23 protein-coding genes are annotated in these 22,905 nt (G+C 73.9%); 11 read left to right on the forward strand and 12 right to left on the reverse strand.

Annotation, left to right across the window (positions count from 1 at the left end; all coding sequences use genetic code 11):
* Positions 1–30 precede the first annotated feature (30 nt).
* From I4Q55_RS17430 to I4Q55_RS17460, 7 genes are read left to right on the forward strand one after another with little or no spacing between them, the layout of a single operon-like run.
* Positions 31–1,842, forward strand: a complete 1,812-nt coding sequence (locus tag I4Q55_RS17430) for a rhamnogalacturonan lyase (protein WP_206788994.1) — start codon at positions 31–33, stop codon at positions 1,840–1,842.
* Positions 1,843–1,846: 4 nt separating this feature from the next.
* Positions 1,847–2,149: a hypothetical protein gene (locus I4Q55_RS17435; RefSeq protein WP_242546186.1), complete on the forward strand. Its 303-nt coding sequence runs from the start codon at positions 1,847–1,849 to the stop codon at positions 2,147–2,149.
* Positions 2,150–2,197: 48 nt separating this feature from the next.
* Positions 2,198–2,587 carry a hypothetical protein gene (locus I4Q55_RS17440; RefSeq protein ID WP_206788995.1) on the forward strand — a complete coding sequence of 130 codons (390 nt, stop codon included), beginning with the start codon at positions 2,198–2,200 and terminating at the stop codon, positions 2,585–2,587.
* A gap of 39 nt (positions 2,588–2,626) precedes the next feature.
* Positions 2,627–3,010, forward strand: a complete 384-nt coding sequence (locus I4Q55_RS17445; RefSeq protein WP_206788996.1) for a VOC family protein — start codon at positions 2,627–2,629, stop codon at positions 3,008–3,010.
* Positions 3,011–3,019: 9 nt separating this feature from the next.
* Positions 3,020–3,181: a hypothetical protein gene (locus I4Q55_RS17450; RefSeq protein ID WP_206788997.1), complete on the forward strand. Its 162-nt coding sequence runs from the start codon at positions 3,020–3,022 to the stop codon at positions 3,179–3,181.
* On the forward strand, positions 3,145–3,447 hold the full coding sequence (locus I4Q55_RS17455) for a hypothetical protein (RefSeq protein ID WP_206788998.1): 303 nt from the start codon (positions 3,145–3,147) through the stop codon (positions 3,445–3,447). Before I4Q55_RS17450 ends, I4Q55_RS17455 begins: the two co-directional genes overlap by 37 nt.
* Positions 3,444–4,373: a sensor histidine kinase gene (locus I4Q55_RS17460; RefSeq protein ID WP_206788999.1), complete on the forward strand. Its 930-nt coding sequence runs from the start codon at positions 3,444–3,446 to the stop codon at positions 4,371–4,373. The genes I4Q55_RS17455 and I4Q55_RS17460 overlap by 4 nt, the downstream gene beginning before the upstream one ends.
* A gap of 4 nt (positions 4,374–4,377) precedes the next feature.
* On the opposite strand, the gene I4Q55_RS17465 is transcribed toward I4Q55_RS17460, so the two are convergent.
* Complete coding sequence (locus I4Q55_RS17465) at positions 4,378–5,319, reverse strand: lysyl oxidase family protein (RefSeq protein ID WP_206789000.1); 942 nt, start codon at positions 5,317–5,319, stop codon at positions 4,378–4,380.
* A 161-nt stretch (positions 5,320–5,480) separates the two neighbouring features.
* Between I4Q55_RS17465 and wecB the strand changes: the two genes are divergently transcribed.
* Positions 5,481–6,644 (forward strand): non-hydrolyzing UDP-N-acetylglucosamine 2-epimerase, encoded by a 1,164-nt coding sequence (gene wecB, locus I4Q55_RS17470; protein ID WP_206789002.1) that lies wholly within the window; start codon positions 5,481–5,483, stop codon positions 6,642–6,644.
* Here the strand turns inward: wecB and I4Q55_RS17475 are convergent.
* Positions 6,617–7,915 carry an NAD(P)/FAD-dependent oxidoreductase gene (locus I4Q55_RS17475; protein ID WP_206789004.1) on the reverse strand — a complete coding sequence of 433 codons (1,299 nt, stop codon included), beginning with the start codon at positions 7,913–7,915 and terminating at the stop codon, positions 6,617–6,619. The genes wecB and I4Q55_RS17475 overlap by 28 nt on opposite strands.
* Before the next feature lie 4 nt (positions 7,916–7,919).
* The gene (locus I4Q55_RS17480) at positions 7,920–8,750 is read right to left on the reverse strand and encodes a glycosyltransferase (RefSeq protein ID WP_206789006.1); all 831 of its coding nucleotides are present in this window, start codon (positions 8,748–8,750) and stop codon (positions 7,920–7,922) included.
* A gap of 315 nt (positions 8,751–9,065) precedes the next feature.
* Between I4Q55_RS17480 and I4Q55_RS17485 the strand changes: the two genes are divergently transcribed.
* Together I4Q55_RS17485 and I4Q55_RS17490 are read left to right on the forward strand one after the other, a co-directional pair.
* The gene (locus tag I4Q55_RS17485; RefSeq protein WP_206789013.1) at positions 9,066–10,496 is read left to right on the forward strand and encodes an exopolysaccharide biosynthesis polyprenyl glycosylphosphotransferase; all 1,431 of its coding nucleotides are present in this window, start codon (positions 9,066–9,068) and stop codon (positions 10,494–10,496) included.
* Positions 10,478–11,866: a putative glycoside hydrolase family 15 protein gene (locus I4Q55_RS17490; protein ID WP_206789014.1), complete on the forward strand. Its 1,389-nt coding sequence runs from the start codon at positions 10,478–10,480 to the stop codon at positions 11,864–11,866. Before I4Q55_RS17485 ends, I4Q55_RS17490 begins: the two co-directional genes overlap by 19 nt.
* Before the next feature lie 187 nt (positions 11,867–12,053).
* On the opposite strand, the gene I4Q55_RS17495 is transcribed toward I4Q55_RS17490, so the two are convergent.
* The 9 genes from I4Q55_RS17495 to I4Q55_RS17535 all read right to left on the reverse strand — a co-directional run bounded on the left by I4Q55_RS17495 (position 12,054) and on the right by I4Q55_RS17535 (position 22,097).
* Complete coding sequence (locus I4Q55_RS17495; protein ID WP_206789015.1) at positions 12,054–13,184, reverse strand: glycosyltransferase family 4 protein; 1,131 nt, start codon at positions 13,182–13,184, stop codon at positions 12,054–12,056.
* A complete protein-coding gene (locus I4Q55_RS50180) occupies positions 13,181–14,290 on the reverse strand; it encodes a glycosyltransferase (protein WP_206789016.1) in 1,110 nt (369 codons plus the stop codon). The genes I4Q55_RS17495 and I4Q55_RS50180 overlap by 4 nt, the downstream gene beginning before the upstream one ends.
* A 203-nt stretch (positions 14,291–14,493) precedes the next feature.
* Positions 14,494–15,918 carry an oligosaccharide flippase family protein gene (locus tag I4Q55_RS17505; RefSeq protein WP_307793237.1) on the reverse strand — a complete coding sequence of 475 codons (1,425 nt, stop codon included), beginning with the start codon at positions 15,916–15,918 and terminating at the stop codon, positions 14,494–14,496.
* A complete protein-coding gene (locus I4Q55_RS17510) occupies positions 15,915–17,225 on the reverse strand; it encodes a glycosyltransferase 87 family protein (protein WP_242546187.1) in 1,311 nt (436 codons plus the stop codon). Before I4Q55_RS17510 ends, I4Q55_RS17505 begins: the two co-directional genes overlap by 4 nt.
* Positions 17,222–18,064 (reverse strand): hypothetical protein, encoded by an 843-nt coding sequence (locus tag I4Q55_RS17515; protein ID WP_206789019.1) that lies wholly within the window; start codon positions 18,062–18,064, stop codon positions 17,222–17,224. Before I4Q55_RS17515 ends, I4Q55_RS17510 begins: the two co-directional genes overlap by 4 nt.
* Complete coding sequence (locus I4Q55_RS17520) at positions 18,061–19,104, reverse strand: glycosyltransferase (RefSeq protein ID WP_242546188.1); 1,044 nt, start codon at positions 19,102–19,104, stop codon at positions 18,061–18,063. The genes I4Q55_RS17515 and I4Q55_RS17520 overlap by 4 nt, the downstream gene beginning before the upstream one ends.
* Positions 19,079–20,308 carry an O-antigen ligase gene (locus tag I4Q55_RS17525; RefSeq protein ID WP_206789020.1) on the reverse strand — a complete coding sequence of 410 codons (1,230 nt, stop codon included), beginning with the start codon at positions 20,306–20,308 and terminating at the stop codon, positions 19,079–19,081. The genes I4Q55_RS17520 and I4Q55_RS17525 overlap by 26 nt, the downstream gene beginning before the upstream one ends.
* The gene (locus tag I4Q55_RS17530; RefSeq protein ID WP_206789021.1) at positions 20,305–21,264 is read right to left on the reverse strand and encodes a polysaccharide deacetylase family protein; all 960 of its coding nucleotides are present in this window, start codon (positions 21,262–21,264) and stop codon (positions 20,305–20,307) included. The genes I4Q55_RS17525 and I4Q55_RS17530 overlap by 4 nt, the downstream gene beginning before the upstream one ends.
* Positions 21,261–22,097: a hypothetical protein gene (locus tag I4Q55_RS17535; RefSeq protein ID WP_206789022.1), complete on the reverse strand. Its 837-nt coding sequence runs from the start codon at positions 22,095–22,097 to the stop codon at positions 21,261–21,263. The genes I4Q55_RS17530 and I4Q55_RS17535 overlap by 4 nt, the downstream gene beginning before the upstream one ends.
* Positions 22,098–22,491: 394 nt before the next feature.
* Between I4Q55_RS17535 and I4Q55_RS17540 the strand changes: the two genes are divergently transcribed.
* Positions 22,492–22,839, forward strand: coding sequence for a hypothetical protein (locus I4Q55_RS17540; protein ID WP_206789023.1), 348 nt, complete (start codon positions 22,492–22,494; stop codon positions 22,837–22,839).
* Positions 22,840–22,905: the final 66 nt, after the last annotated feature.

Genomic DNA, 22,905 nt, shown 5'->3' on the forward strand with positions numbered 1-22,905 from the left:
CACCCTTCCCATCAGGACAAAGGAGTCCTCATGTCCCTCAGGCAGCGAGCGGTCATCCTCGCCGGTCTGGCCGCGGCCACCCTGGTGCCCGCGCCGGTGACCAGTGCGGCCCCCGCACCGCAGATCGACAGGCTGAACCGCGGCGTGGTCAGCGTCCACACCGCACAGGGCAACACCGTCGGCTGGCGGTTGCTCGCCGACGACCCGGCCGGGGTGGCGTTCAACGTCTACCGCGACGGCACCAGGGTCACCGCGACCCCGGTCAGCGGGCCGACGAGCTTCGTCGACGCGGGCGCGCCGGCGGGCGCCCGGTACACCGTGCGCGCGGTCGTCGGCGGGACCGAGCGGGTGTCCGCCTTCGCGGCGGCGGACTCGCTGACCCTGACCGGCACGGCCGCCGCGAGCACCCGGGACGTCCCGATCCAGCCGCCGTCCGGGGGCACGACCCCGTCCGGCGAGAGCTACACCTACACCGCCAACGACGCCAGCGCCGGCGACCTGGACGGCGACGGCCAGTACGAGCTCGTGCTGAAGTGGGACCCGACCAACGCCAAGGACAACTCGCAGTCCGGCTACACCGGCAACGCCTACGTCGACGCCTACCGGCTCGACGGCACCCGGCTCTGGCGGATCGACCTCGGCCGCAACATCCGGGCCGGCGCGCACTACACGCAGTTCCAGGTCTTCGACTACGACGGCGACGGCAAGGCCGAGGTCGCGATGAAGACCGCGGATGGCACCCGGTCGGGCACCGGCCAGGTCATCGGCAGCGCGAGCGCCGACCACCGCAACTCGAGCGGGTACATCCTGTCCGGGCCGGAGTTCCTGACCGTGTTCAACGGCCAGACCGGCGCCGCGGCGGCCACGGTGAACTACGACCCGCCGCGCGGCACGGTGTCCTCGTGGGGTGACAGCTACGGCAACCGCGTCGACCGGTTCCTCGCCGGGACGGCCTACCTGGACGGGTCGCGGCCGAGCCTGATCATGAGCCGCGGCTACTACACCCGGACCGTGATCGCGGCCTGGGACTTCCGCAACGGCGCGCTGACCAAGCGGTGGACGTTCGACTCGAACTCGGCCGGCTCCCAGTACGCGGGCCAGGGCAACCACCAGCTCTCCGTCGCGGACGTGGACGGCGACGGCCGGGACGAGATCGTCTTCGGCGCCATGGCGATCGACGACACCGGCCGTCCACTGTGGAACACGCGCAACGGCCACGGCGACGCCATGCACGTCGGCGACCTGATCCCCAGCCGGGCGGGCCTGGAAGAGTTCAAAGTGGACGAAGACAAGTCCAAGCCCGCCGCCTGGATGGCCGACGCCCGGACCGGGCAGATCATCTGGCAGAACCCCTCCTGCAACTGCGACAACGGCCGCGGGGTGTCGGCCGACATCCACGCCGGCAGTCCCGGCGCCGAGTCGTGGTCGTCCGCGGTGTCCGGGCTGCTGAACACGAGCGGGCAGAACATCGGGCGCAAGCCGTCGTCGGCGAACTTCGTCGTCTACTGGGACGGTGACGCCCAGCGCGAGCTGCTGGACGGCACGCACATCGACAAGTACGGCACCGGCGGCGACACCCGGCTGCTGACCGCCTCCGGCGTGCACGCGAACAACGGCACGAAGAACACGCCGTCGCTGCAGGCCGACCTGTTCGGCGACTGGCGCGAGGAGGTCGTCTGGCCGACGTCGGACAACCGGGCGCTGCGGATCTACTCGACCACGGACCCGACGAGCATCTCGCACGTGTCGCTGATGCAGGACCGGCAGTACCGCGAGGCCGTGGCGTGGCAGAACTCCGGCTACAACCAGCCGCCGCACCCGAGTTTCGCGCTGGCGAGGTGAGGGCGTGGCCACGCTCCGGAAACGGCCGGTACCGGACGGGGTCGGCACGGTCCGGCCGATCGGGTATTCGTGGCAGCGCAGGTGGGGTGCGCCCACGACGTCGCCGCCGGCGACCGGGCCGGGCAACCTGCGCAACGCCCACGCCGGGACGCTGACGTCGAACATGTCCGGCACGTCCGCCACGGCCAGCTCCCGGAACGTGGGCGTGACGATGTCGGACGCGGGCAGCGGCCTGGTCGACAAGGGCGTCGACGTGGGTCTGCCCTACACCGGGAAGGCGCCGGACCTGGGAGCGTTCGAGTCCTGATCAACTAGGGTGGTGGCGCCTGGGGGTAGGCGAGGACGAGGAGCGAGCGTGCCCACATTGACCGAATTGCCCCAGTGGACGATTCGGACGTCCGGCGACCAGGCCACCTTCACGCACGTCGCCGCGGAGACGCCCGCGGCAGCCCGGGTGCGGGACGGGCGCGGGCTGGCCCTGCGCGAGGAGGACCTCCCCGGCTTCGCCAAGGCGCTCGGCGAGGTGATGAAGCTGCCGACCTACTGGACGGCGCGGGCCCGGGCGGGCCGCCTGACGCTCGACGGCGACCCGGCGTGGTCGGAGCCCCGCCGCGACCCGGACGACGGCCTGGTCCACGTCGCCGGGCCGTGCGATCCGCCCGAGGCCGGCTCCTTCACGGTGGCGTTGGCCGACATCCGCGCCCTGCGCGTGCGGATCGCCGCCTACCTGCACCGGCGGGGGTAGCCCGCGGTTCGGCCCCCGCCGCGGCGGGTAGCCGTGGGCATGGCGATCAGGCTGGGCAGCACGGTGATCAACTGCACGGACCTCGACACGATGACGCGCTTCTGGTGCGCGGCGCTGGACCTCGAACCGACGTCCGAGGCCGAGGACTTCCGCCTGCTGCGCGGAAGGCACGTCAACCTGTCCCTGCAGCGGCCGGCGGCCCCGGTGCCGTCCCGCGACCAGATGCACCTCGACCTCTACACCGACGACCAGCAGTACGAGGTCGACCGCCTGGTCGGCCTGGGTGCCCGGTTCGTGCGGCACGTCGCCGACGACCCGGCGGACGACTGGGTGGTCCTGGCGGATCCGGAGGGCAACTTGTTCTGCGTGTGCGCGAAGCCGGCGGCGGAGGTGCGCGACCCTGGAGCCGGTCCGGCGGCGTAGTCTCGGTCCGTGCCGATGCCGACCGAGCGGGACAGCGGACTGTCCTGGCGGGCCCGCGACCACGTGTGCCGGGGTTACCGGCGGCGCGGCGAGTTCGTGAGCCACGCGCACGAGTCCTGGCCGCCGGCGAACGGGTGCTCGACGTCGCCCCGGGTGACGAGGCCGCGCTGACCGGGCAGCTGCGGGTGGACGAGCGCTGCGACGAGGGCCTGGAACGCGGCGCGGTCCAGGTCGCCTCGGTCGACGCCGGCTACCCCACCGGCGCCGTCGTCGACCCCGCCGGCCTGGACTTCGCCGACCGCCGCAGCCTGGTCGCGCCGGCCGGATACGCCGAGCGGCACGTCACCGCGGTGGTCCTGCGGACGCGGCTGACCGCGCTCGCCCGGCTCGTCGAGCTGCTCGACCTGGCCGGCGTGCGCGTGGAGCGTGCCGCATGAGCCGGGGCCACGACCACGCGGCCGTCCACTACGGCTGCGACGAGGAGCTGCTCGCCGTGGCCGTGCCGTTCCTCGAGGGCGGGCTGGCCGCGGGTGAGCCGACGCTCGTGTCGATGGAGCCGGAACGCGCCGAGCTGGTGCGCGCTGCCCTGCCGTCGTCCGCCCGGGTGGACTACCTGCCGACCCGCGACCGCTACGCCCGGCCCGCCGCGGCGATCAGGTCCTACCGCGAAATGCTGGCCGGGTTCGTCGCCGGCGGCGCCGCCGGCATCCGCGTCTTCGGCGAGATCCCCCGGCTCGCGATCGACACGTCGTGGGACTGGTGGGCCCGCTACGAGGCGACGGTCAACCACGCCTACGGCGAGTTCCCGCTGCGCAGCGTGTGCGCCTACGACACGCGAACCACGCCGAGCCACGTCCTCGACGACGTCACCCGCACCCACCCGTTCGTCGCCACGCCCGGCGGCGGCCACGAGACGAACACCGGCTACGTCGACCCGCGGTCCTTCCTGACCGGTCCCCGGCCGATGACGCCGCTCCCGATCGAAGGCAAGGTACCGCTGGCCGTGCTCACCGACCCCCGCCCGGCGGACGCCCGCCGGGCGGTCGTGGCCAGCGCCCCGGTGGACCTGCCGGCGGCCGAGGTCGACGACCTGGTGCTGGCGGTCAGCGAGGTGGTGGACAACGCCATCCGCCACGGCCGGCCGCCGGTGAAGGTGCGGATCTGGGCGGGCGCCGGGCAGCTGGTGGTGACGGTCCACGACACGGGAGCGGGCCCGGCCGACCCGTTCGCGGGACTCCTGCCGGCCGACCGGACGATCGGCGGCCGGGGACTGTGGATCGCCCACCAGATCTGCAGCGGGGTGACGCTGCACCGCGACGAGACGGGCTTCACCGCGCGGCTCACGGCGGGCCGGCCCTGGTAGCGGCTCAGGCGCAGCGCGGCTGCCCGGGGCAGCTGCGCAGGAACCGCACCAACGGCGCCGCCGGGACCGTCCCGTCCGCTCCCGGCATCCCCTGCGGCCACGCGATCGACAACGCCACCGCCGAAGAGTTGTTGCGGTAGTCCGTCTCCACCAGTGTCCGGTCCGCGTTCACCGTGTTCACCAGGTCGTACGTCCCGGCCGGGACGTGCGTGATGTCCAGCCACTGGAAGTCCACTGTGTACTTGTAGTCGTCGCCCGAGCCGACCGAAATGCCCTCCATCACCTCCAGGGCCGTGGGCTCGTGGTGGCGGCACTGGTTGTCGCGCAGTTTCGCGGCGAGGTCGGCGTCCGCCCCGGTGTCACCCGGGACGTGGGACAACCGGCCGGCGTCGTGGACCTGGAACCGGTCGCCGAGGCAGAAGCCGTTCTTGCGGTCGGTGACCACCGTCTTGCCCTGCCGGGACACCAGCGCGAAGTGCTCGAAGTTCATCAGGTGCCAGTGCTGGTGGGCCAGGGCCGGCTCGTAGTACGTGAACGCCCCGGTCGCGCGCTGCGCCGCCGCGTAGCTGCCCGGGATCGTGCCGTCCGTGCCGTTGCGCAGCGCCTGGCGGACGGTCATCGTCGGCTGGTTCGTGCTCTCGCGGCGGCCGTACAGCAGCAGCGGTCCGTCGCCGATGTTCTCTTCCGCGCTGGTGAACCGGAGCCGGACGGCCTTCGCCACCGACGGCGGGACGCAGCGGCCGTTGGGGGCCTCGGGCTCCATCACCGGGCAGACGTCCCAGGCGGTGCACAGGAGTATTTCGCCGGAGCTGCCGCCGGCGCACCCCGGCGGTGCCTGGCGGAGGTCGGGGAGCAGCAGGTTCGGCGCCGCGTCGGCACGGGGAGCGGAGGCGGAAACGGTGGCCGCGAGCGCCACGAGCGCCAGTACCGCGAATTTCTTGAGCAAGAGCGGGCCGTCCTGTCCGGTATTCCGACCGGGCCATTCTAGGGCGTCCGCATTTCCCCGGTGCGACACCGCATTGTCACACGATCGACTGAGTCGCCACCGGTTTCGCGGTTCCGGTCAGTAGCGTGCGGCGAACTCATCGCCCGAAAGGACCGCACCGCATGTCGACGACCACCGCAGATTTCCGTGCAAGTTCCCCGGCGGTGCGCTCCGCCGGAAGCGGGGGGATCACGCTGGTCTGCGGCACGCGGCCGGAACTGATCAAGCTCGCCCCGCTGATGCGGGTGTTCGGCGACCAGTGCGCCGTCGTCTACACGGGACAGCACTACGACCGGTCGCTGTACTCCCGCATCCGCGCGGACCTGCCGCCGTCCGACCGGTTCCACGAACTCGGCGTGGGCGCCGGCCGCCGCGGCGGCCAGCTAGGCCGGACGATCAGCGCGGTCGACGAGGTCCTGGCGGACCGGCCCGGCCGGGCGGTGGTCGTCCAGGGCGACACGACGTCCGCGCTCGCCGGCGCGCTGGCGGCCAACGCGCACGACCTGCCGCTCGTGCACGTCGAGGCCGGGCTGCGCAGCCACGACCGCGCGATGCCCGAAGAGCACAACCGCGTGCTGATCGACCACCTCGCCGACCTGTGCTGCGCGCCGACGGAGCTCAACCGCGCCCAGCTCCTGGCGGAAAACGTGCCCGCCGAACGGATCGCCGTCACCGGGAACACCGTCGTCGAGGCACTGCAGGCCGCGCTGCCGGCCACGGAGGACAGGCAGGCCGTGCTCGCCGCCCGCGGGCTCGAGCGGGACCGGTTCGTGCTGGCGACCATCCACCGCCCGGAGAACGTCGACGACGCCGGGCGGCTGGCGGTGATCCTGCACGAGCTGGGCCGCCTGCCGCTGCCGGTGGTGTTCCCGCTGCACCCGCGCACGGCCAAGAGCGTCGAGCGGTTCGGGCTGCGGCCCCTGCTCGGCCCGCTCGTCGAGCTGGAGCCGCAGGCCTACCCGGCGTTCCTCGCGCTGGCCGCGGAAGCCGCGGTGCTCGTGTCGGATTCCGGGGGCATCCAAGAGGAAGCGAGTGTCCTCAAGCGACCGGTGGTGGTGGTCCGGCGCAGCACCGAGCGGCCCGAGATCGCCGGCACGTTCGGGACGCGGGTGCTGCCGGGCCCGGCGATCGGGGCGGAGGTCGCCCGCTGGCTCGACGACGTCGCCGGCCACCGCGAGCGCCTCCGCCACCTCCCGTCACCGTACGGCGACGGGTCCGCCGCCGCCCGGATCGTGACGGCCCTGGATGCCCTGCTGGATCAGCGGGCCGGGGCGGCCGCCGGCTGATCCTCGAGCGTGGCGACGACGTCGTTCGCCAGGCCCACGCTCGAATTCCAGCTCGTGACGTCCGGGTAGACGTGGGCGGTGGTGGCCAGCAGGAGGCCGGTGCCGGCCACGCTCACCGGCGGGCGCGCGGCCAGGTAGCCCAGCGGGTACACCGGTTCCACGAACGGCGCCTTGAACACCCGCACCTCCTCGATGCCGTCGGCACCGAGCGCGGGGTACAGGCCGCGCAGCTGCGCCGACCAGCGTTCCGCGATCGCCGTCTCGTCGTCCCGGTACAGCGGTGACTCCCGGTCGGTGTAGCGCATGACGTAGACCAGGTGCCGGCCGCCGGTCAGCGCCGACATCGCGACGACCCCGTCGAACTCGGTGCCCGAGTGCAGCACCGGCGTCCAGTAGTGCTCGGTGACCGGCTGCCGGAGGAAGAACACGCCGGTGACCACGCCCTGGTAGGGCAGGTCGGTCCGCGGCAGCCGGGCGGCGAGCGCCTCGTCGGCGATGCGCCGCAGGAGGGGCAGCGGCACGGTGGAGACGACGTGGCCGGCTTCGATGACCTCGCCGTCGGCCAGCGCGAGGACCGAGCGGTCGCCGGTGCTGCTGAGCCGCCGGACGGGCGCCGACGTGCGCACCACGCCGCCGGCCCGCTCGATCGACGTCCGCAGCGCGTCGATGATCGTCTTGTAGCCGCCGTCCGGGTAGCCGCGGGTGGCGACGTTGCGCTCGCGGCCCAGCCGCTGCCACAGGTACAGCGCGGGAACGTCCCCGAAGGACGGGCCGAACTTCGAGCCGAACATCGGCGCGAAGAGCCGTTCCCAGACGACGTCGCCGTAGAGCCCGCGCAGCCAGTCCTCGGTGCGCAGCGTGTCGAGGTCGCGGCCCTGCCCGAGCCGGCGCAGCAGCAGCGAAACCACGCCGAAGCGGACGCGGTCGGGCAGCCGCAGCGGCGAGAACCGGAGCAGGTCGAGGGCGGAGTTGAACGCGTGGTGCCGGCCGTCGACGACCATGCCCATCGTCGTTTCGCGCCACCGCACGGCGTCCTGCAGGCCGAGTTCGCCGAGCAGTGCCAGCAGGTTCGCGTCCGACGGCATGACGCAGTGGTAGAAGCGCTCGAGCCACCGGCCTTCGTGGGTGAAGAACGTGCCGAGGCCGCCGAGCTGGTCGCTGCCCTCCAGCAGGGTCACGCGGGTGCCGCGGCGGGCGAGGCGGTGGGCGGCGGCGAGGCCGCAGATGCCGCCGCCGATCACGGCGACGTGCGGGGAGTCGGGAGAGGTCACCGGGTCACAGCTTCCGGTAGGGCGCCGGGCTGAGCCGGTCGCGGACGAGCAGTTTCAGGTACTGCGCGACGGTCCGCCGCAGTTTCAGCTTGCTGGGTCCCTGCTTGCGGTCGTACCGCAGGGCCAGCGGGACCTCGGTGATCACCGGGCGGCAGTGGCGCAGCTTGAGCAGCAGCTCCACCATGCAGGCGAAGCCCTGCTCCTCGATCAGCCGCTCGCCCCAGTGCGCCGACGCCCGCGCCAGCAGCGACGCCCGGTAGGCGCGGTAGCCGCTGGTGAAGTCCCGGACGCCGTCGACGTCGAGGGCGCGGTGGAACAGCTGCGCCGCGCCGCGGGAGAGCAGCCGCCGCCCGAACGGGGCGGTCCGGTCGTCGCCGCCCGGGACGAACCGGGAGCAGATGGCGACGTCGGCGCCGGCGGTGATTTCCGCCTGCAGCGCGCGGATCAGCGCCGGGTCGTGCGTGTCGTCGGCGTCCATCACGACGACGATGTCGTCGGGGCCCGCGTCTTCCAGCGCTGCCCGGAGCCCGGACTGCACCGCGCGGCCGAGCCCGAGGTTCACCAGGTGCCGCACGACGCGGACGTCGAGCCCGCCGTAGCTCTGCTCGGCCACGGCGACCGTGGCGTCCGCGGAGCCGTCGTCGACGACCCAGACGGTGACCTGCTCGGTGCGGGCCACGTCGGCGAGCCGGCGCAGCAGCGGCGGCAGGGACGCTTCTTCGTTGAACGCGGGCAGCACGACGTGCGCCCGTCCGCCGGTCCGTCCCACGGTGGGATCGGGTCCGGTGCGGTCCGGTTCGGACAGTGTGGCCAGGATGGTGTCTTCGCGCGCCACGGTTCCCCTCGTCTGGTTGTCCTCGTCTGGTGCCCGTCACCCGGCCGGAATCGGGTTTGGTGGGGCCGTCGAGTCCTATTCGGCTATGTTGTGTGGTTTCTTTAGTGGCCTCGGAAGTCCCCCGGAAGGATGCGCGCCATCAGAACTACATGGTGTTTCCTGAAATCACTGGATCGGGTCGGTCGATCGCCCCGATCGGGTGTATTTGCGGGACCTCGCGGGAAAATTCACTCGATCGGGCCGGTGTTGTCTCGAATGGCTGAGTCGTGAAGAAAGCGAGAATGGAATCCTCATGTCAAGTAGAGGTCGAGACCGGTGACTGAACTCAGAGACTCGGTCGTCACCGAAACGGTGCCGGCGCAGCGGCGGGTGCGACCGGGCGACCGGCCGCGGGACGCCGTCCGCTCCCGGCCGTTCCTCGCGCGCGTCAACGCCGTGGCCGTGCTGCTCGCCGCCGTCGACGGCGGCGCCTGGTTGGCCGCGGTGCTGTGGACCGGCCCCGGCCCGGCGTGCGCCGTGGTGACCGCCGTGGCCCTCGTGGGAGCGCGGGTGGCCGGGCGCGTCCACCGCCGTCGCCTCTGGCTCTCCTGGCTGCAGGACCTCCCGCGCTCGGTCACCGCCACCGCGCTGGCGTTCGCGCTCGTCACCGGCGTCGGGCTGGTGGCCGGGATGGACGGCGACGACACGGCCCGGATGCAGGAACTGGTGCTGTGCTTCGCCGTGCTCAGCGAAGCCGCCCGCCCGGCGGTCTTTGCGTTCGGCCGCTGGGGCCGCCGCCGGCTGCGGCGCTGCGACCGGGCCGTCGTGGTGGGGTCCGGCCGGATCGGCGGCGAGCTGGTCCGCACCATGCTGGAGCACCCGGAGTTCGGCCTGCTGCCGGTAGGCGTCGCGGCGTCCGGCCCGGACCCGGCGCCCACCGGCCTGCCGGTCGAGCGGATCGACGGCGACCTCACCGGGGCCATCGCCCGGCTGCGCGCGGGCACGGTGATCCTCGCCCCCGCCGGCGAGGGCGACGGCGCGATCGTCGACGCCGCCATCACCGCCCACCGCCTCGGCTGCGTCACCCTGGTGCTGCCGCACCTGTTCGAGCTCTGCCCGGACGGCCCGGGCGTCGACCGGCTCCGCAGCTACCCGCTGGTGTGGCTCGGTGGCGCGCCGACCCGCCGGCCGAGCTGGTGGGTCAAGCGCGCCGTCGAGACCGCGCTGGCCGCGGCCGCGCTCGTCGTCCTCGCCCCGGTCATCGCGGTCTGCGCGCTGGCGGTCGCGGTGGAGAGCGGGTTCCCGGTCTTCTTCCGGCAGGTGCGGGTCGGCATGGACGGCGGCACGTTCGTGCTCTTCAAGCTGCGCAGCGTGCGGCAGGCGGCCGTCGACGATTCGCAGACGCGCTGGTCGGTGGTGGGGGACCACCGGGTCGGCCCGGTCGGGCGGTTCCTGCGCCGGTCCTCTTTGGACGAGCTGCCGCAGCTGTGGAACGTGGTGCGCGGCGACATGTCGCTGGTCGGCCCCCGGCCGGAGCGGCCGGTGTTCGTGCACGAGTTCTCCGCCGTCCACGACCTGTACTGGGCGCGGCACCGGGTGCCGACCGGGCTGACCGGGCTGGCACAGGTGCACGGCCTGCGCGGGGACACCTCGATCGCGGACCGGGCGCGCTACGACAACTACTACATCGCGAACTGGTCGTTGTGGCTCGACGTCAAGATCATCATTCTCACGGTGGGAGAACTGCTGTGCCGAAGGCAACGCTGATCCGCCGGCACCCGGTGGTGTCCTGGACGTCCGCGGCCGTGCTGGTGGCGAGCTGCCTGACCGGCTGCGTCGCCAGTTCGGCGCAGGAGATCTCGGCGCCGTCGCCGAAGCCCCTCGCCCCGTGCGCGTGGTGGTACGGGATCGGCCAGCCGCCGACGTCGCGGGAGATCGAGCTGGCGGCCAAGCGGTACCAGGTCGTCGTGTTCAACGCCGACCAGGGCGCGGCCATGCGCCGCCTGCGCCAGCTCAACCCGCGGGTGAAGGTGCTGGTGTACAAGGACTTGTCGAGCACCCGCAACTACCCGGGCGCGGTCGACGGCGGCCAGGACGCGGCGTTCCTGCCGAGCGGGATCGGCTACGTCGCCGCGCAGGAGCACCACCCGGACTGGTTCGCCCTGGACGTCAAGGGGCGGCGGATCGAGTGGCAGGGCTATCCGAAGCACTGGCAGATGGCGGTGTGGAACCCCGACTACCAGCAGGCCTGGACCGACGCCGTCGTCGCGGAGGTCAAGCGCGAGGGCTGGGACGGCGTGCTGGCGGACAACGACTTCAACTCCCTGAGCCACTATTCGCCGGCGGTGCTGGCGGGCACGGCGAACGTGGCGGAGACCGACCGCAAGCTCCGCGACGGCCTGGACGCGTTCTTGGCCAAGGCCGGCGACGCCCTCACGAACTCGGACAAGGTCCTGGTGCCCAACGTGTCCGAGACGCACCTGGTGCCGGGCCGCTGGACCGCGCACTCCCGCTTCGGCGGCGCGATGGAGGAGAACTTCGGGTTCCGCGAGAACGGCGGCACGGGCGGGCTGCTGACATTCCGCGGCAACGAGTTCCAGGAGCTGCGCGCGCAGGCGGCGCTCGGCGAGTCGTGGCTGCTGCTGGTGACGAGGACGCGCAACGCCCGCGAGGAGCGGTCCGGCTACGCGAGCGCGGCCCTGCTGGCGGGACCCCACACGTGCTGGACCCCCGCGACGACGAACGACTACCGCGACCCGGAGTGGTCGTCCCTGCAGGACAGTGGCCTGGGCGAGGCGGTCGACGCGGCGAGCAGGCTGCCGAACGGCGTGTGGACCCGCACGTTCACCCACGGCTGGGTCGCGGTCAACCCGACGGCGTCCACCCAGACGGTGGTCGCCCCCGAAGGCCTGGTCCGCCCAGGCACCCCCACCCCTTCCGCCACGCCTTCCCCCTCCACCACGCCTTCCCCCTCCACCACGGCTCCGCCTTCGCCCACATCAACCGCACCCCCACCCCCACTGACCGTGGAAGCGGCGGACGCGGTGATCCTGGTCGACCCGCAGCAGCTCGTGAAGCGCGGAGCCTGGCGGGTAACCCGCGACGAGTTCCGCGTCGGCCGCCTCTGGGCCCGCTGATGCCCGCCCAATCACGCGAGATGCCTCCCCAATCACGCGAGATACCCGCCCAATCACGCGAGTTCCGCCTTCAATCACGCGGGTTCCGGCCCGAATCACGCGAGTTCGGTCCTGGATCACGCGAGTTCCGGTGATCGGAGGGGCATCACACGTGTCTGGAGGGGCATCTCGCGTGATTGAAGGGGCATCACACGTGATTGGCGGGGCGACACGATGTCGTCAGCTGGTCGTAGAGGTCCAGGTGACGGCGGGCGCAGGCCTCCGGGCGGTAGCGGTCGCGGGCGCGTTCCGCCAGCAGCCGGCCCAGCCGGCCCGGGTCCGGTTCGGCGAACAGGGCCCGTAGCCGGTCGGCGAGCGCCGGGACGTCGCCCGGCGGTGCCAGGAACGCCGGTGCGCCCGGGACGTCGAGCATGGCGGGCACGCCGCCGGTGGCCGTCGCCAGGACCGGCTTGCCCGCGGCCATCGCCTCGGCCACCACCAGCGGCTGTTGCTCCATTGTGGACGGCAGGACCAGCGCGTCCGCGGCGGCGAGCAGGGCGGGGACGTCCGGCCGGAACCCGAGGAACGTCACGCGCCCCGCCAGCGGTGGCTGCCGCGCGGCCCGTTCCGCCGCCGCCCGCTCCGGGCCGTCGCCGATCACCGTCAGGCGCGCGTCCACCGGCAGTACACCCGGGAGCGACAACGCCGCCAACAGGTCGAGCACGCCTTTGCGTTCCACCAGAAGCCCGGCGAAGACGAGGTGCCGCACCGGCCCCCGCGGCGGAACCGGCTCGGCGGCGGCGACGCAGTTGTCGACGTGCACCAGCCGCCCCGCGGGCACCCGCAGCCGACGCCGCAGGAAGGCGCCCATCGCCGACGCCGGCACGACCGTCCGGTCCAGGACGCGGGCGACGACGGCGTCCGCGGCCAGCACCGTCCGCGTGTACGCCGAGGGCCCGGCGGCCCCCCGCGAACCCCGGAACCACGGCTCCGCGACGTCGTCGGGCACGCCGTGATAGGTCTGGACCAGTGCGGCACGCGGACCGCGGGCGAACCGCAGGCCGGCGATCACCAGCCCCGCCCGGCGGTCCTGCGCGTGCACGACGTCGGGCCGCCACGCCCGGAGCGCCGCCCGCGCGCGGCCCGCCGCGGCGAGGTCCTCCTTGTCGGACACCGCCAGTTCCTCGTGCCGGCCCTCGAGCAGCGCGGCACCCCGCGCGGGAACGGGACCGAAGACGCGAACGTCGTGACCGTCGGCGGCGAGCGTGGCGGCCAGCCGCACGGTGACGTCGACCGGGCCGCCCCGGTCCTGGGTGAGCAGATAGGCGATGCGGGTCACGAGAGGCGCTCCGACGGGGTGAGTTTGTCGACGAGGGCGGCGATCTGGTCGGTCATCCGCCCCCGGTCGAAGGACAGTTCCGCGCGGCGGCGGCCGCGTTCGCCTTCGCGCCGGGCCAGCTCGGGGTCGGCGAGGCGCGCGGCGACGGCGTCGGCGAGCAGGCCGAGGTCACCGGGCGGCAGCACCGCGCCGGCGTCCGCGACGCTCTGGCGCATCCCGCCGACGTCGAACCCGACGACCGGCCGCGCGCACGCCATCGCTTCCAGCGGCACCAGCGCCATGCCTTCGGCGCGGGAGGGGAGGACGACGACGTCCGCGGCGGTGTACCAGTCGGCAGGCTCGTCGGTGTGGCCCGGCCAGTGCACGGACGCGTGGCCCGCCACGGGGTGCCGTTCGCGCCACACCGAGCCCAGGGGCCCGTCGCCGGCGAGGAAGAGCTGCGCGCCGGGCAGCCGTCGCAGCACCTCCGGCCACGCCGACAGCAGCTGGTCCTGGCCCTTGAACTCGGCGAGCCGGCCGAGGCAGACGGCGATCGGCGCGTGTTCGGGCAGCCCGAGCCGCCGCCGCGCGGCCGTCCGGTCGCCGGGGACGAAGCGGGTGGTGTCGACGCCGTTGCAGACGACTTCCGCCTCGGCGGTCACCCCGGCGGCCCGGCCGGCGGCCAGTTCGTCGTCGCTCACGCACACGAGGAGATCGGTCCACTGCGACGCGAAGCGCTCCCACGCGGCGGCCGTGCGGCGCAGGAGCCCGCTCGCCGATTCGAAGGACCACATGTGGGGCTGGAACACCGTCGGACGGCCGCCGCGGAGGGCCAGCCGCCCGGCGAGCCCGGCTTTGGAGCTGTGGAGGTGGACGACGTCGGGATCGAGGCCGGCGAGGATCCGGCGCAGCCGCAGCGCTTCGACGAGCGAGCCGGGCCCGGGCGCGCGGCCGGCGGTCCAGCCGCGCACGTCGATGCCGAGGTCGCGGGCGCGTTCGGCGAGCCGGCCGGAGGGCGGGCAGACAACGGTGACGGACCACCCCCGGTCCCGTTGGGCGGCGGCGAGTTCGAGGACAACGGCGGCGACGCCCGCGGTGACGGGCTGGGAGACATGGACGAGCTTCACCGGCGGCCTCCGCGGCGGGGATGGGTGAGGGTGATGGCGGGAGCGGGTTGGGAGATGGGCTGGGGCTGTGGTTGCGGGTTGGGGGATGTGTGGGAGGGCCGCTCGGCGCGGTGCGGCGGAGGCGCCGGCGGCCCGAGGGATGCGCCGGAAGGCTGCTCGGCGCGGTGCGGCGAGAGCCTCGGCGCCGGGGCGAACGACGGGCTTCACCGGAGACCTCCCCGGCGCAGTTCGCCGAGCGCGGTCCGCTGCAGCAGGACCGTCGCCCCGGCGTAGCCGGCGACCAGAACCGCCGCCTCGGCGAGCATCCCCGGCAGCGTCGCCCCGAACCACCGGCCCAGCACCACCGCGGGCGCCGCGCCCGCCACGCACGCCAGCGCGACGCGAACCACCATCCCGCCCAGCTCCGGCACCGGCGGCGCCACCCCGAGCCCGGCCAGCACCCGCCACGCCACCGGCACCACCAGCCACGCCGCCGCGCACTGCGCGACCGCGACCGCGTCGATTCCCGCGTGGGCCGACACCGCCAACCCCGCCGCGAGCAGCGCCAGGTGCGTCGTCTCCAGCGCCAGATACCTTCGGACGTGGCCGGTCGCCTTCACCGCCTGGTACCAGATCTGCAGCAGGCAGATCCCCACGCCGTAGCCGGACAGCAGCACCAGCGGCCCGGCCGCGCCCGCCCACCGCGCGCCCAGCAGCACGACGTGGTCCGCCAGGACCGCGAGCGCCAGGTACAGCCCGCCCGTCACCACGAGGACCGCGCGGGTGAACCGGGTGACCGCCCCGCCGAGCGGTGCGCCCTCGCGTCGCAACCGCGTGAACACCGGGAACGCCACCGCGCCGAGCACGACCGCCACCATGATGTACGGCACCCAGGCGAGCCGGTACGCCAGCGAGTAGACGCCGACCGCGTCCGGGCCGAGCACGTGGCCCACCGCGAAGTAGTCGACGTTGACCAGCAGCGCGCCCACGACCGCCGCCGGGCCCACCACGGCCACCCAGCCCAGCACTTCCCTCGCCGCCGCGGTGTCCCAGCACGGCTGGACCCCGCCGCCGGCCAGCGCTCCCAGCAGCGGCTGCGACACCGCCGTGGCCAGCAGGCCGAGCACCAGTGACACCGGGCCGGCGCCGCACGCGGCGAGCACGACCGTCAGCGCCGCGCCCAGCATCGCGCTGCCGCCGTCGGGCAGCAGCCGGCGCCGGAAGTCCAGCTCGCGGTGCATCAGCCCCATCTGGACGCCGCCCGCGGCGGAAAACGGCAGGCCGAGCGCCGCCAGCCGGACCAGCCCGGCGGCGTCCGGGGTGCCGAGCAGCGCCGTGATCGGGCCGGCCGCCGCCACCAGCGCGACCGCCAGGACGATCCCGGCGCCGACGCTCAGCGTGAGCACCGTGCCCGCCGTCCGGCGCGGGTCGCGTTCGGTGCGGCCGATGACGTCGTAGACGCCGATCGACTGGACGACCTGGCCGAGGTTCACCAGCGCGACGGCCAGCGCCACGGCGCCGAGCTGGCCCTCGGTCAGCAGGGCGGCCAGCACCAGCGTCACCAGCATCTGGCTGCTCTTGCTGACGAGGTTGACCACGCCCAGCCACAGCGAGCCGCGGACCGCGCGGGTCCCGAGCGCGGTCGTCACGAGATCCGCCTCGCGGCGACCACGGCGAGCCCCCACGCGACGACCACCGCGGCACCGTCGACGGTGACCGACGTCCGCGGGTCGAACAGCAAGTCCACTGTGTACAGATGGGCGAACGGGACGGCGAGCGCGAGAACCGCGAGACCGGCCGCGGTCCACCCCGCCTCGCCCCGGCGCCGCCACCACAGCGCGGCCACCGCGCCCATCGCCGGCACGGCGATGAGCACGTCGCCGGGCTGGTGCACCACGCAGACCACGACGGCGAGCACGGTCAGCAGGTCGGCGACCGGTTCCGTCGTCCTCCGGACGAGCAGCGCGCTGCTGACGAGCACGCCGGCCAGGACGGCCAGTTCGATGCCGGCAGGCACCCAGCCGGTGACGCGGAACAGCACCGCGGCGACGTCGATGCGTTGCGACGTCACGGAATCCACCGCGCCGTAGGTGGTGCCGCGGGCGTGGGTGAGGTTCGCGACGATGACGTCGAGGAAGGGCCCGATGCCGCCACCGCGCACGACGAGGAGCACGACGACGGGCAGGCTGGCCGCCGCGGCGATCGCCGTGCCGGTGAGGGCGACCCGCCGCGAGCCGCGGGCGAACAGCAGGACGGCCAGCGGGAAGCCGTACTGGGGTTTCAGCCACGCGAGCGCGAGCGCGACGGCCGCCCAGCCGGGCCGGTCGCGCCGGGCGAGCAGGGCGCCGGCCGCGCCGAGGGCGATCAGCGGGTTGACCTGGCCGACGTAGAGCTGGGCCTTCCCGACCTGGCTGGTCACCAGCAGGGCCGCGACGACGGCGGTGCCGACGACGAACGGAACCGGGAGGTACCGCCGGACGGCGTGCGCGGTCAACGCGGCGAGCGCGACGAGCAGCAGGAGCGAGAAGAGGGTGAACGAGACGGCGCCGACGCGGTAGCCGGGCAGCGCGAACGGCGCGTGCAGCAGGAGGTGGTAGGGCTGGTAGAGGTTGAAGTCCTGGCGGACGGGCCAGTGCGCGAACATCGCCGCGGGGTCGTAGGGGTTGCCGCCGTGGAGGAATTCGCGGATGGGGAAGTAGAGGGCATCGCGGAAGTCCTGCAGCCGCTCTTCGCCGAGGACGGCGGGGGTCGGGAGCGGGACCTGCCAGGAGGGCTTGAGGGCGTGCCACGCACTCGCGGCACCGGCGAGGGTCGCGAGGAGGAGGACGAGCCGCTGCTTCGGGGACAGGCTGGGGTCGCGGGCGAGGAAGGCGGGCCGCCTGGAGTCGGCGCGGTGTTTCGGGTGCGTGCTGCCGGAGTTGGTGGCAGCGGGGGCGGTGTCTTGTCTCGAGGTCATGCCAGCACCACCGCCACCAGCACCGCGTCCGCCGGGAGCACACTCACCGTCGCGGTCAGCTCCTGCCGGCTCCGGCCCGCCGCGGTCACCGCCACCACCGAGGCGCCCGTTCCGCGCTCCTCCGGCAAGCCCGCCGCCAGCTTCGCCGCCGTCTCGGTCAGGTCCGGCGTCACCGCCAGGACCCGCACCGGCCGCGCGGCCGCGCGGCACAACACCGCCAGCCGGTCCGGCGTCGACGGGTCCTTCTCCCGCAGCACCGCCACCGGCCGATGCACGCCTGCCGCGGCCAGTGCGCGGCGCAGGGGGCCCGCGCCGCCCGGTGTCAGCCTGCGTACGGCCGCCGTTGCCAGTCCCGCCGCGATCGCGCCCACCAGGGCCAGCCCCGTCACCAGCGGGACGTCCGGTGCCACCGTGATCACCTCGGGCCTGCTGTCGAGCGTCCGCAGCTTCCCGGCCGGGGCCAGCAGGTCCGCGTCGATCATCGCCTTGCCCAGTGCCGTCGCCGTCGCGCCGGCCTGCGCTGCCGAGGCCGCGCGCACCGACACCCGCGCCAGACCCGAGGCCGGGACCAGCTCGACCGACACGTGCCCGGCCAGCTCGTCGGGCGTATACCCGGACACCGGGGCCGCCGCCGACAGCACCGACGGGCTGCGGGCCAGCTCGACCAGCGCCGGCAACGCCAGCGACACGACCTCGCCGTACGGCGCGCCGTCCGCCGCGGCGGGAGTGGCGAGCAGGCTCACCCGGCCCTGGTACTCCGCGCCGCGCGTCAAGCCGGCGACCAGGACCAGCGCGCCTACCAGCAGCGCCACGCCGACGCTCGAGACAACGGACTTCATCGGGCACCTCGGAGCAACTCGTCGTAGGACTTCATGAGCGTGTGCGGGTCGTAGTCGCGTTCGACGGCCTGAAGTGCCGACCGGCCAACGGTTTCCCGTTCCACGGGGTTGAACAGCAGCGTGTTCAGTGCCGCGGCCGTCGCGGCCGGGTCGGCGCGCGGCACCACGATCCCGCCGCCGCCGGCCAGCACCGCGCCGATCCCGCCGGCGTCCGTCGCGACCACCGGCCGCCCCGCCGCCATCGACTCCAGGACCGCCAGCGGCAGGCCTTCCCAGTCACTCGTCAGCACCGTGACGTCGGCCGCGGCGAGCAGGTCCGGGACGTCCGCGCGGGTCCCGAGGAACTCCACCCGGCGGCCCAGCGCCTGCGCGCGGCGCTCCAGCTCACCCCGCAGGCTGCCGTCGCCGGCCAGCCACAGCACGGCGTCGCCGTCCACCGCGGCCCAGGCGTCCAGCAGCACGTCGTGGCGCTTCTGCGGTTCGAGCCGGGCCAGGCACAGCGCCACCGGCGTCCGCTCCGGGACGCCGAGGGACGCGCGGATCTCCGCGCGGCCGAACACCGGGGGCCGCGGGAACACGGCGTTGGGGATCACCACCGGCCGCTCCAGCCCCGCCGCCGTCAGCCGGTCGGCGGTGGCCGCCGAGACCGCGACGACCTGGGCGGACGTGTGGCGCAGGAACCGGGCCGCGGCCGGGTAATCCGCCTCCGCGACGCCGTGGAACACGGTGATCGGCCGCCGTCCGGCGAGCCGCGTCACCAGGCTCGCGCCGACGTTGTGGGCCAGCACGACGTCGGGCCGGAACCGGGCGATCGCGCGGCGGGTCGCCCACGCCGCCTTCAGTACGCCCGCCTTGCTGCGGCGGGCGAGCGGCACGGGGAACGTCGGCGTGCCGTCCGCGGCCAGCGCGTCGGCGCGGAAGCCGCCGCCGCTGGCGACCGCGGACACCCAGCCGTACTCCTCGCCGCGGGCCACCATGCCGGCCACGAGCGTTTCCGCCCCGCCCGCCCCCATCTCACTGATCACGTGCAGCACCCGCATCGGCACTTCCCTCACTTTCTCGGCAACTCCGGGTTTCGGCCGCGACGGCGAGCGCGGCCAGCGACCACAACGGCAGGTAGTACTGCTCGGACAGGAACGTCGAAGTGACCAGCACGGCGAGCAGTGACGCCTGGATCGCGACCGCCTCCGTCCGCCGCGGCCCGGGCCCGGCCCGCCGGACCGTCCGCTCGCTCGCCACCGCGGCGACGCCGACCACCCCCGCGAACAGCGCGAACCCGGGCAGGCCCAGTTCCGCCGCGACCTCGAGGTACATGTTGTGCGCCACCGGCGTCTGCTCGTCGACCTCGGCGTTGTGCGACTCGGCGGCGTAGTGCTCGCGGAAGCCGCCGGGACCGACGCCGAGCACCGGGTGGGCGGTCAGCATCCGGGCCGCCGCCTGCCAGCGCAGCTCGCGGGTGTCCACATTGGACGCCGCGATGAAGGTTTTCTCCTGCAGCGCCCGGTCCAGCTGCGGCCCGGCGAACAGCAGGGCGGCCACGCCCAGCCCGGCGACCGCCGCGGCCCCGGCGGCGACCACCCGCCACGGCACCACGCGGCGCAGCAGCAGCCAGCCGACCGCGGCGGCCAGGCCCAGCGCGCCGCCGCGGGAGAACGTCGCCGTCGCGCCGGCCACCAGGACGATGCCCGCGGCCGTCAGGAGGAACCCCCGGCCCCGGCGGTGCAGCGCGGCGAGCAGCGGGACGGCGGCGACGAGGAAGTACGCCAGGTCGTTCGGGTCCGGCTGCGGGCCGCTCGCGCGGGCTTCGCCCTCGGCGACCAGGCTGTAGAGCGCGCCCGCGCCGGCGACGGTGGCCCCGGCGGCCGCCGCCAGCAGCAGCCACCGGATCGGGACCTCGCGGCTCGCGACGTCCGCGAGCACCGCGGCGACCACCAGGAACGGCAGCCAGCGCAGCGTGTACTCGGCGGTGAACTCGCCCGCGGCGTGCCGGGACGCGGTCGCCGCCAGCACGACGGCGAGGAGCGCGAGGACGGCGTGCAGCGGCGTCGGGCGCGGCGCCTGCCGCCGGCGGATCCGCACGACGAGCCACACCACGGTGAGCAGGGCGGGCGCGAGCTTGCCGAGCTGGCTCTGCACGGCCGTCAGGTAGCCCTCGACCGGCGCGCACGCGACGGTCGCGCACGCGAGGACCCGCAGCAGGGTCTCCTCGCGAGTACTGGGCCTGACCACCGCGAACGTCGTCATCTTCCGGCGTCCAATGTGGTCACCGGCCGGGTGCGCCGCACGATCGTCCGGCGGACGTACTCCCCGGTGCCGACGACGTCGAAGTGCTCGCGCAGCGCGGAAAGCACCCAGCCGAGCCAGGCCACCTTCTCCGCGCCCGGCACCGCCATGCCGGGGAAGAACTCCATCCCGGGGGCGTCGGTGGCGCCGAGGACGTCGGTCGGGTGCAGCAGCAGCGACGGCGAAACCCCGCGGAGGAGGCAGAGCCGCAGCGCCGTCCGGAAGTACCCGCGGGCCAGCCGCGGCGAGATTCCGTGCAGCTGCAGCAGGTAGGAGCCGTGGATCGGCGTGCGCAGCAGCGGCATCGTCGTCACCGGCAGCTCGACCGGCCCGCGGCCCGCGCCGGTCTGCCAGCGGTAGGCGTGCACCGGTGCCAGCACCCGGGAGAAACCGCCGAACAGCTCGTCGGCGCCTTCTTCGGACGTCTTCGCCGTGCGGTTGTGGTAGGCGCGGGCCAGCGGGCCGATCCACGTCGGCAGCGTGCTGGCGTCGTAGGCGTAACCGCGTTCGGCGAGCAGTTCGACCAGGTCGCGCGTGACGCTGTAGCCGGGGCCGCGGAAGCCGTTCGGCCGGGGCGCGCCCGCGGCGGCGATCGCGTCCTCGGTGCGGCTCAGCTCGGCCTCGAGCCGGTCGCGGGAATAGCGGTGCAGCCAGGGTTCGTGGCCGAAGGAGTGGTTCGCCACCTCGTGCCCGGCCGCGGCGATCTCGGCGACCGCCTTGGCGCCGTCCTCGCGGACGACGTCGGCGCCCACGACGAAGACGGTCGTCGTGAGCCCCTGCGCGCCGAGGATCTCCAGCAGCCGTGGCACCGCGGACGGCAGGAAACTGGGCCGGTCCCGCCAGCCGGGATCGCCGTGGGTCTTGAGGTAGGCCCACAGGTTGTCGAGGTCGACCGAGACGCTCGCCAGCGGCCTCACGCGGCTTCCCCGGCCAGGACGGGCGTCGCGGCGCGCGACTGCACGCCGAGCAGCAGGACACCGCACACGACGACGGCGAGCCCGGCGGCGACCCACGGCCCCTGCCCGCCGACGACGTGGTCGCCGAGGGCGGCGATCCCGGTGACCGACGCCAGCACGATCGTCGTCGCGTCGGCGGTGGCCACGACGGCGGCGGCCGGCCCGCGCTGGAGGGCGGCCGCCATCGAGGCCTGGCCGAGCACCGCGGCCACCAGCATCAGCCAGGTCAGCGGCTTCCCCGGCAGGGCAAGGAGATCGAGGTGGGCGAGGGTGCGGCTGGCGACGGCCACGACGGCGAACGCGACGCCGGACAGGATCGCGGCCGGCAGGAACGTCCCCGCCCGGCCCGCGGGGATCATGGCCAGTCCCGTGCCGAGCACGACGGCCGCCAGCACGGCGACCCCGGCGGGCGGCAGGTCCGTGGCGATCGAGGCCGACGACGAGCCCGCCAGCACGACGAGGCCGGAAGCCAGCAGCAGCAGCGTCAGCACCTCCCCGGTGCGGATCCGCCAGCCGAGGACGACGACCCCGAACGCCGTCGCCAGCCCGATGGCCGACGAAGACGCGGCCTGGACCAGGTACAGCGGCAGGGAAGCCCGTGCGAAGAACGCGAGCGCGAACCCGCCCACCTGACCGGCGAAACCCAGCAGGTACAGGCGATCGGCGGCCAGCCGGGCCAGCAGGCCCAGTCCCGCGCCCGGCCGGTTCCCCGCCCGCCGCGCGGCGACGCTCTGCGCGACGATCCCCACCGCGTAGAGCACCGCGGACGCCACGAGCACCGCGTAATCCACCACGAACGACTCCTCACGTCCCGCACCGCGCACCGGCGCCCCGGCAAAGCGTAGGAACGCGGAAGTGACTTCACTTTCGAAGGATGCCGTTCGGAAATTCGTTACGCTCCGACACTGATCCGGCCGACCCAAGCAACTCCAAAGCGTGACGTGTCGCAGTGTCTCAATACATGGAACACGTTGTGTAGTAACGGGTTCGATGATCACCGGCGCGGCCCTCACGCCGTTCCGGGCGGCTCACCCGGTCGAGCTATCCCGGCCCCGGTCAGGGGTTCGCGCACCCCACACGATCGGTGAACCGGCTGGAACGCGCGCCGGGCCGTCAGTACGTTTTTGTCACCGGGGCGGAACAATGTCCTGAATGCCGCATCGGCAATTGTCTTATCGAGGAGAATTCATGCTGAAGAAAATCGGCTTCGTCGCGGCCGCGATGGCGGCCGGTGCGTTCGTCACCGGCGGGATCGCGGCCGCGGGAACGCCGGACGAAGACCACGGCTGGGACCACACCGGCCAGGTCGGTCTGGCGAACCTGAACAACACCGACGTGCTGCACAACGTGCAGGGCACGCTGGGGTTCTGCGAAAACAACGTCAACGTGCTCGGTGTCCAGGTGCCGATCCACGACTCGCTCAACGGCATCGGCGTGCCGATCCTCTCGCCGGGCGAGCACGAGGCGAGCGGCGAGTCCCCGTACAACTGCGCATCGGGCGGCATCGCCGACGGCGGCACGAGCCAGGGCCACTGAGTCCCCGCGCCGGCCCCGCCCGGCTCATGGCGAAAGCCGCGACCGAACTTCTCCGGTCGCGGCTTT

The sequence above is a fragment of the Amycolatopsis sp. MtRt-6 genome, from assembly GCF_017308975.1.
Classification (GTDB): Bacteria; Actinomycetota; Actinomycetes; order Mycobacteriales; family Pseudonocardiaceae; genus Amycolatopsis.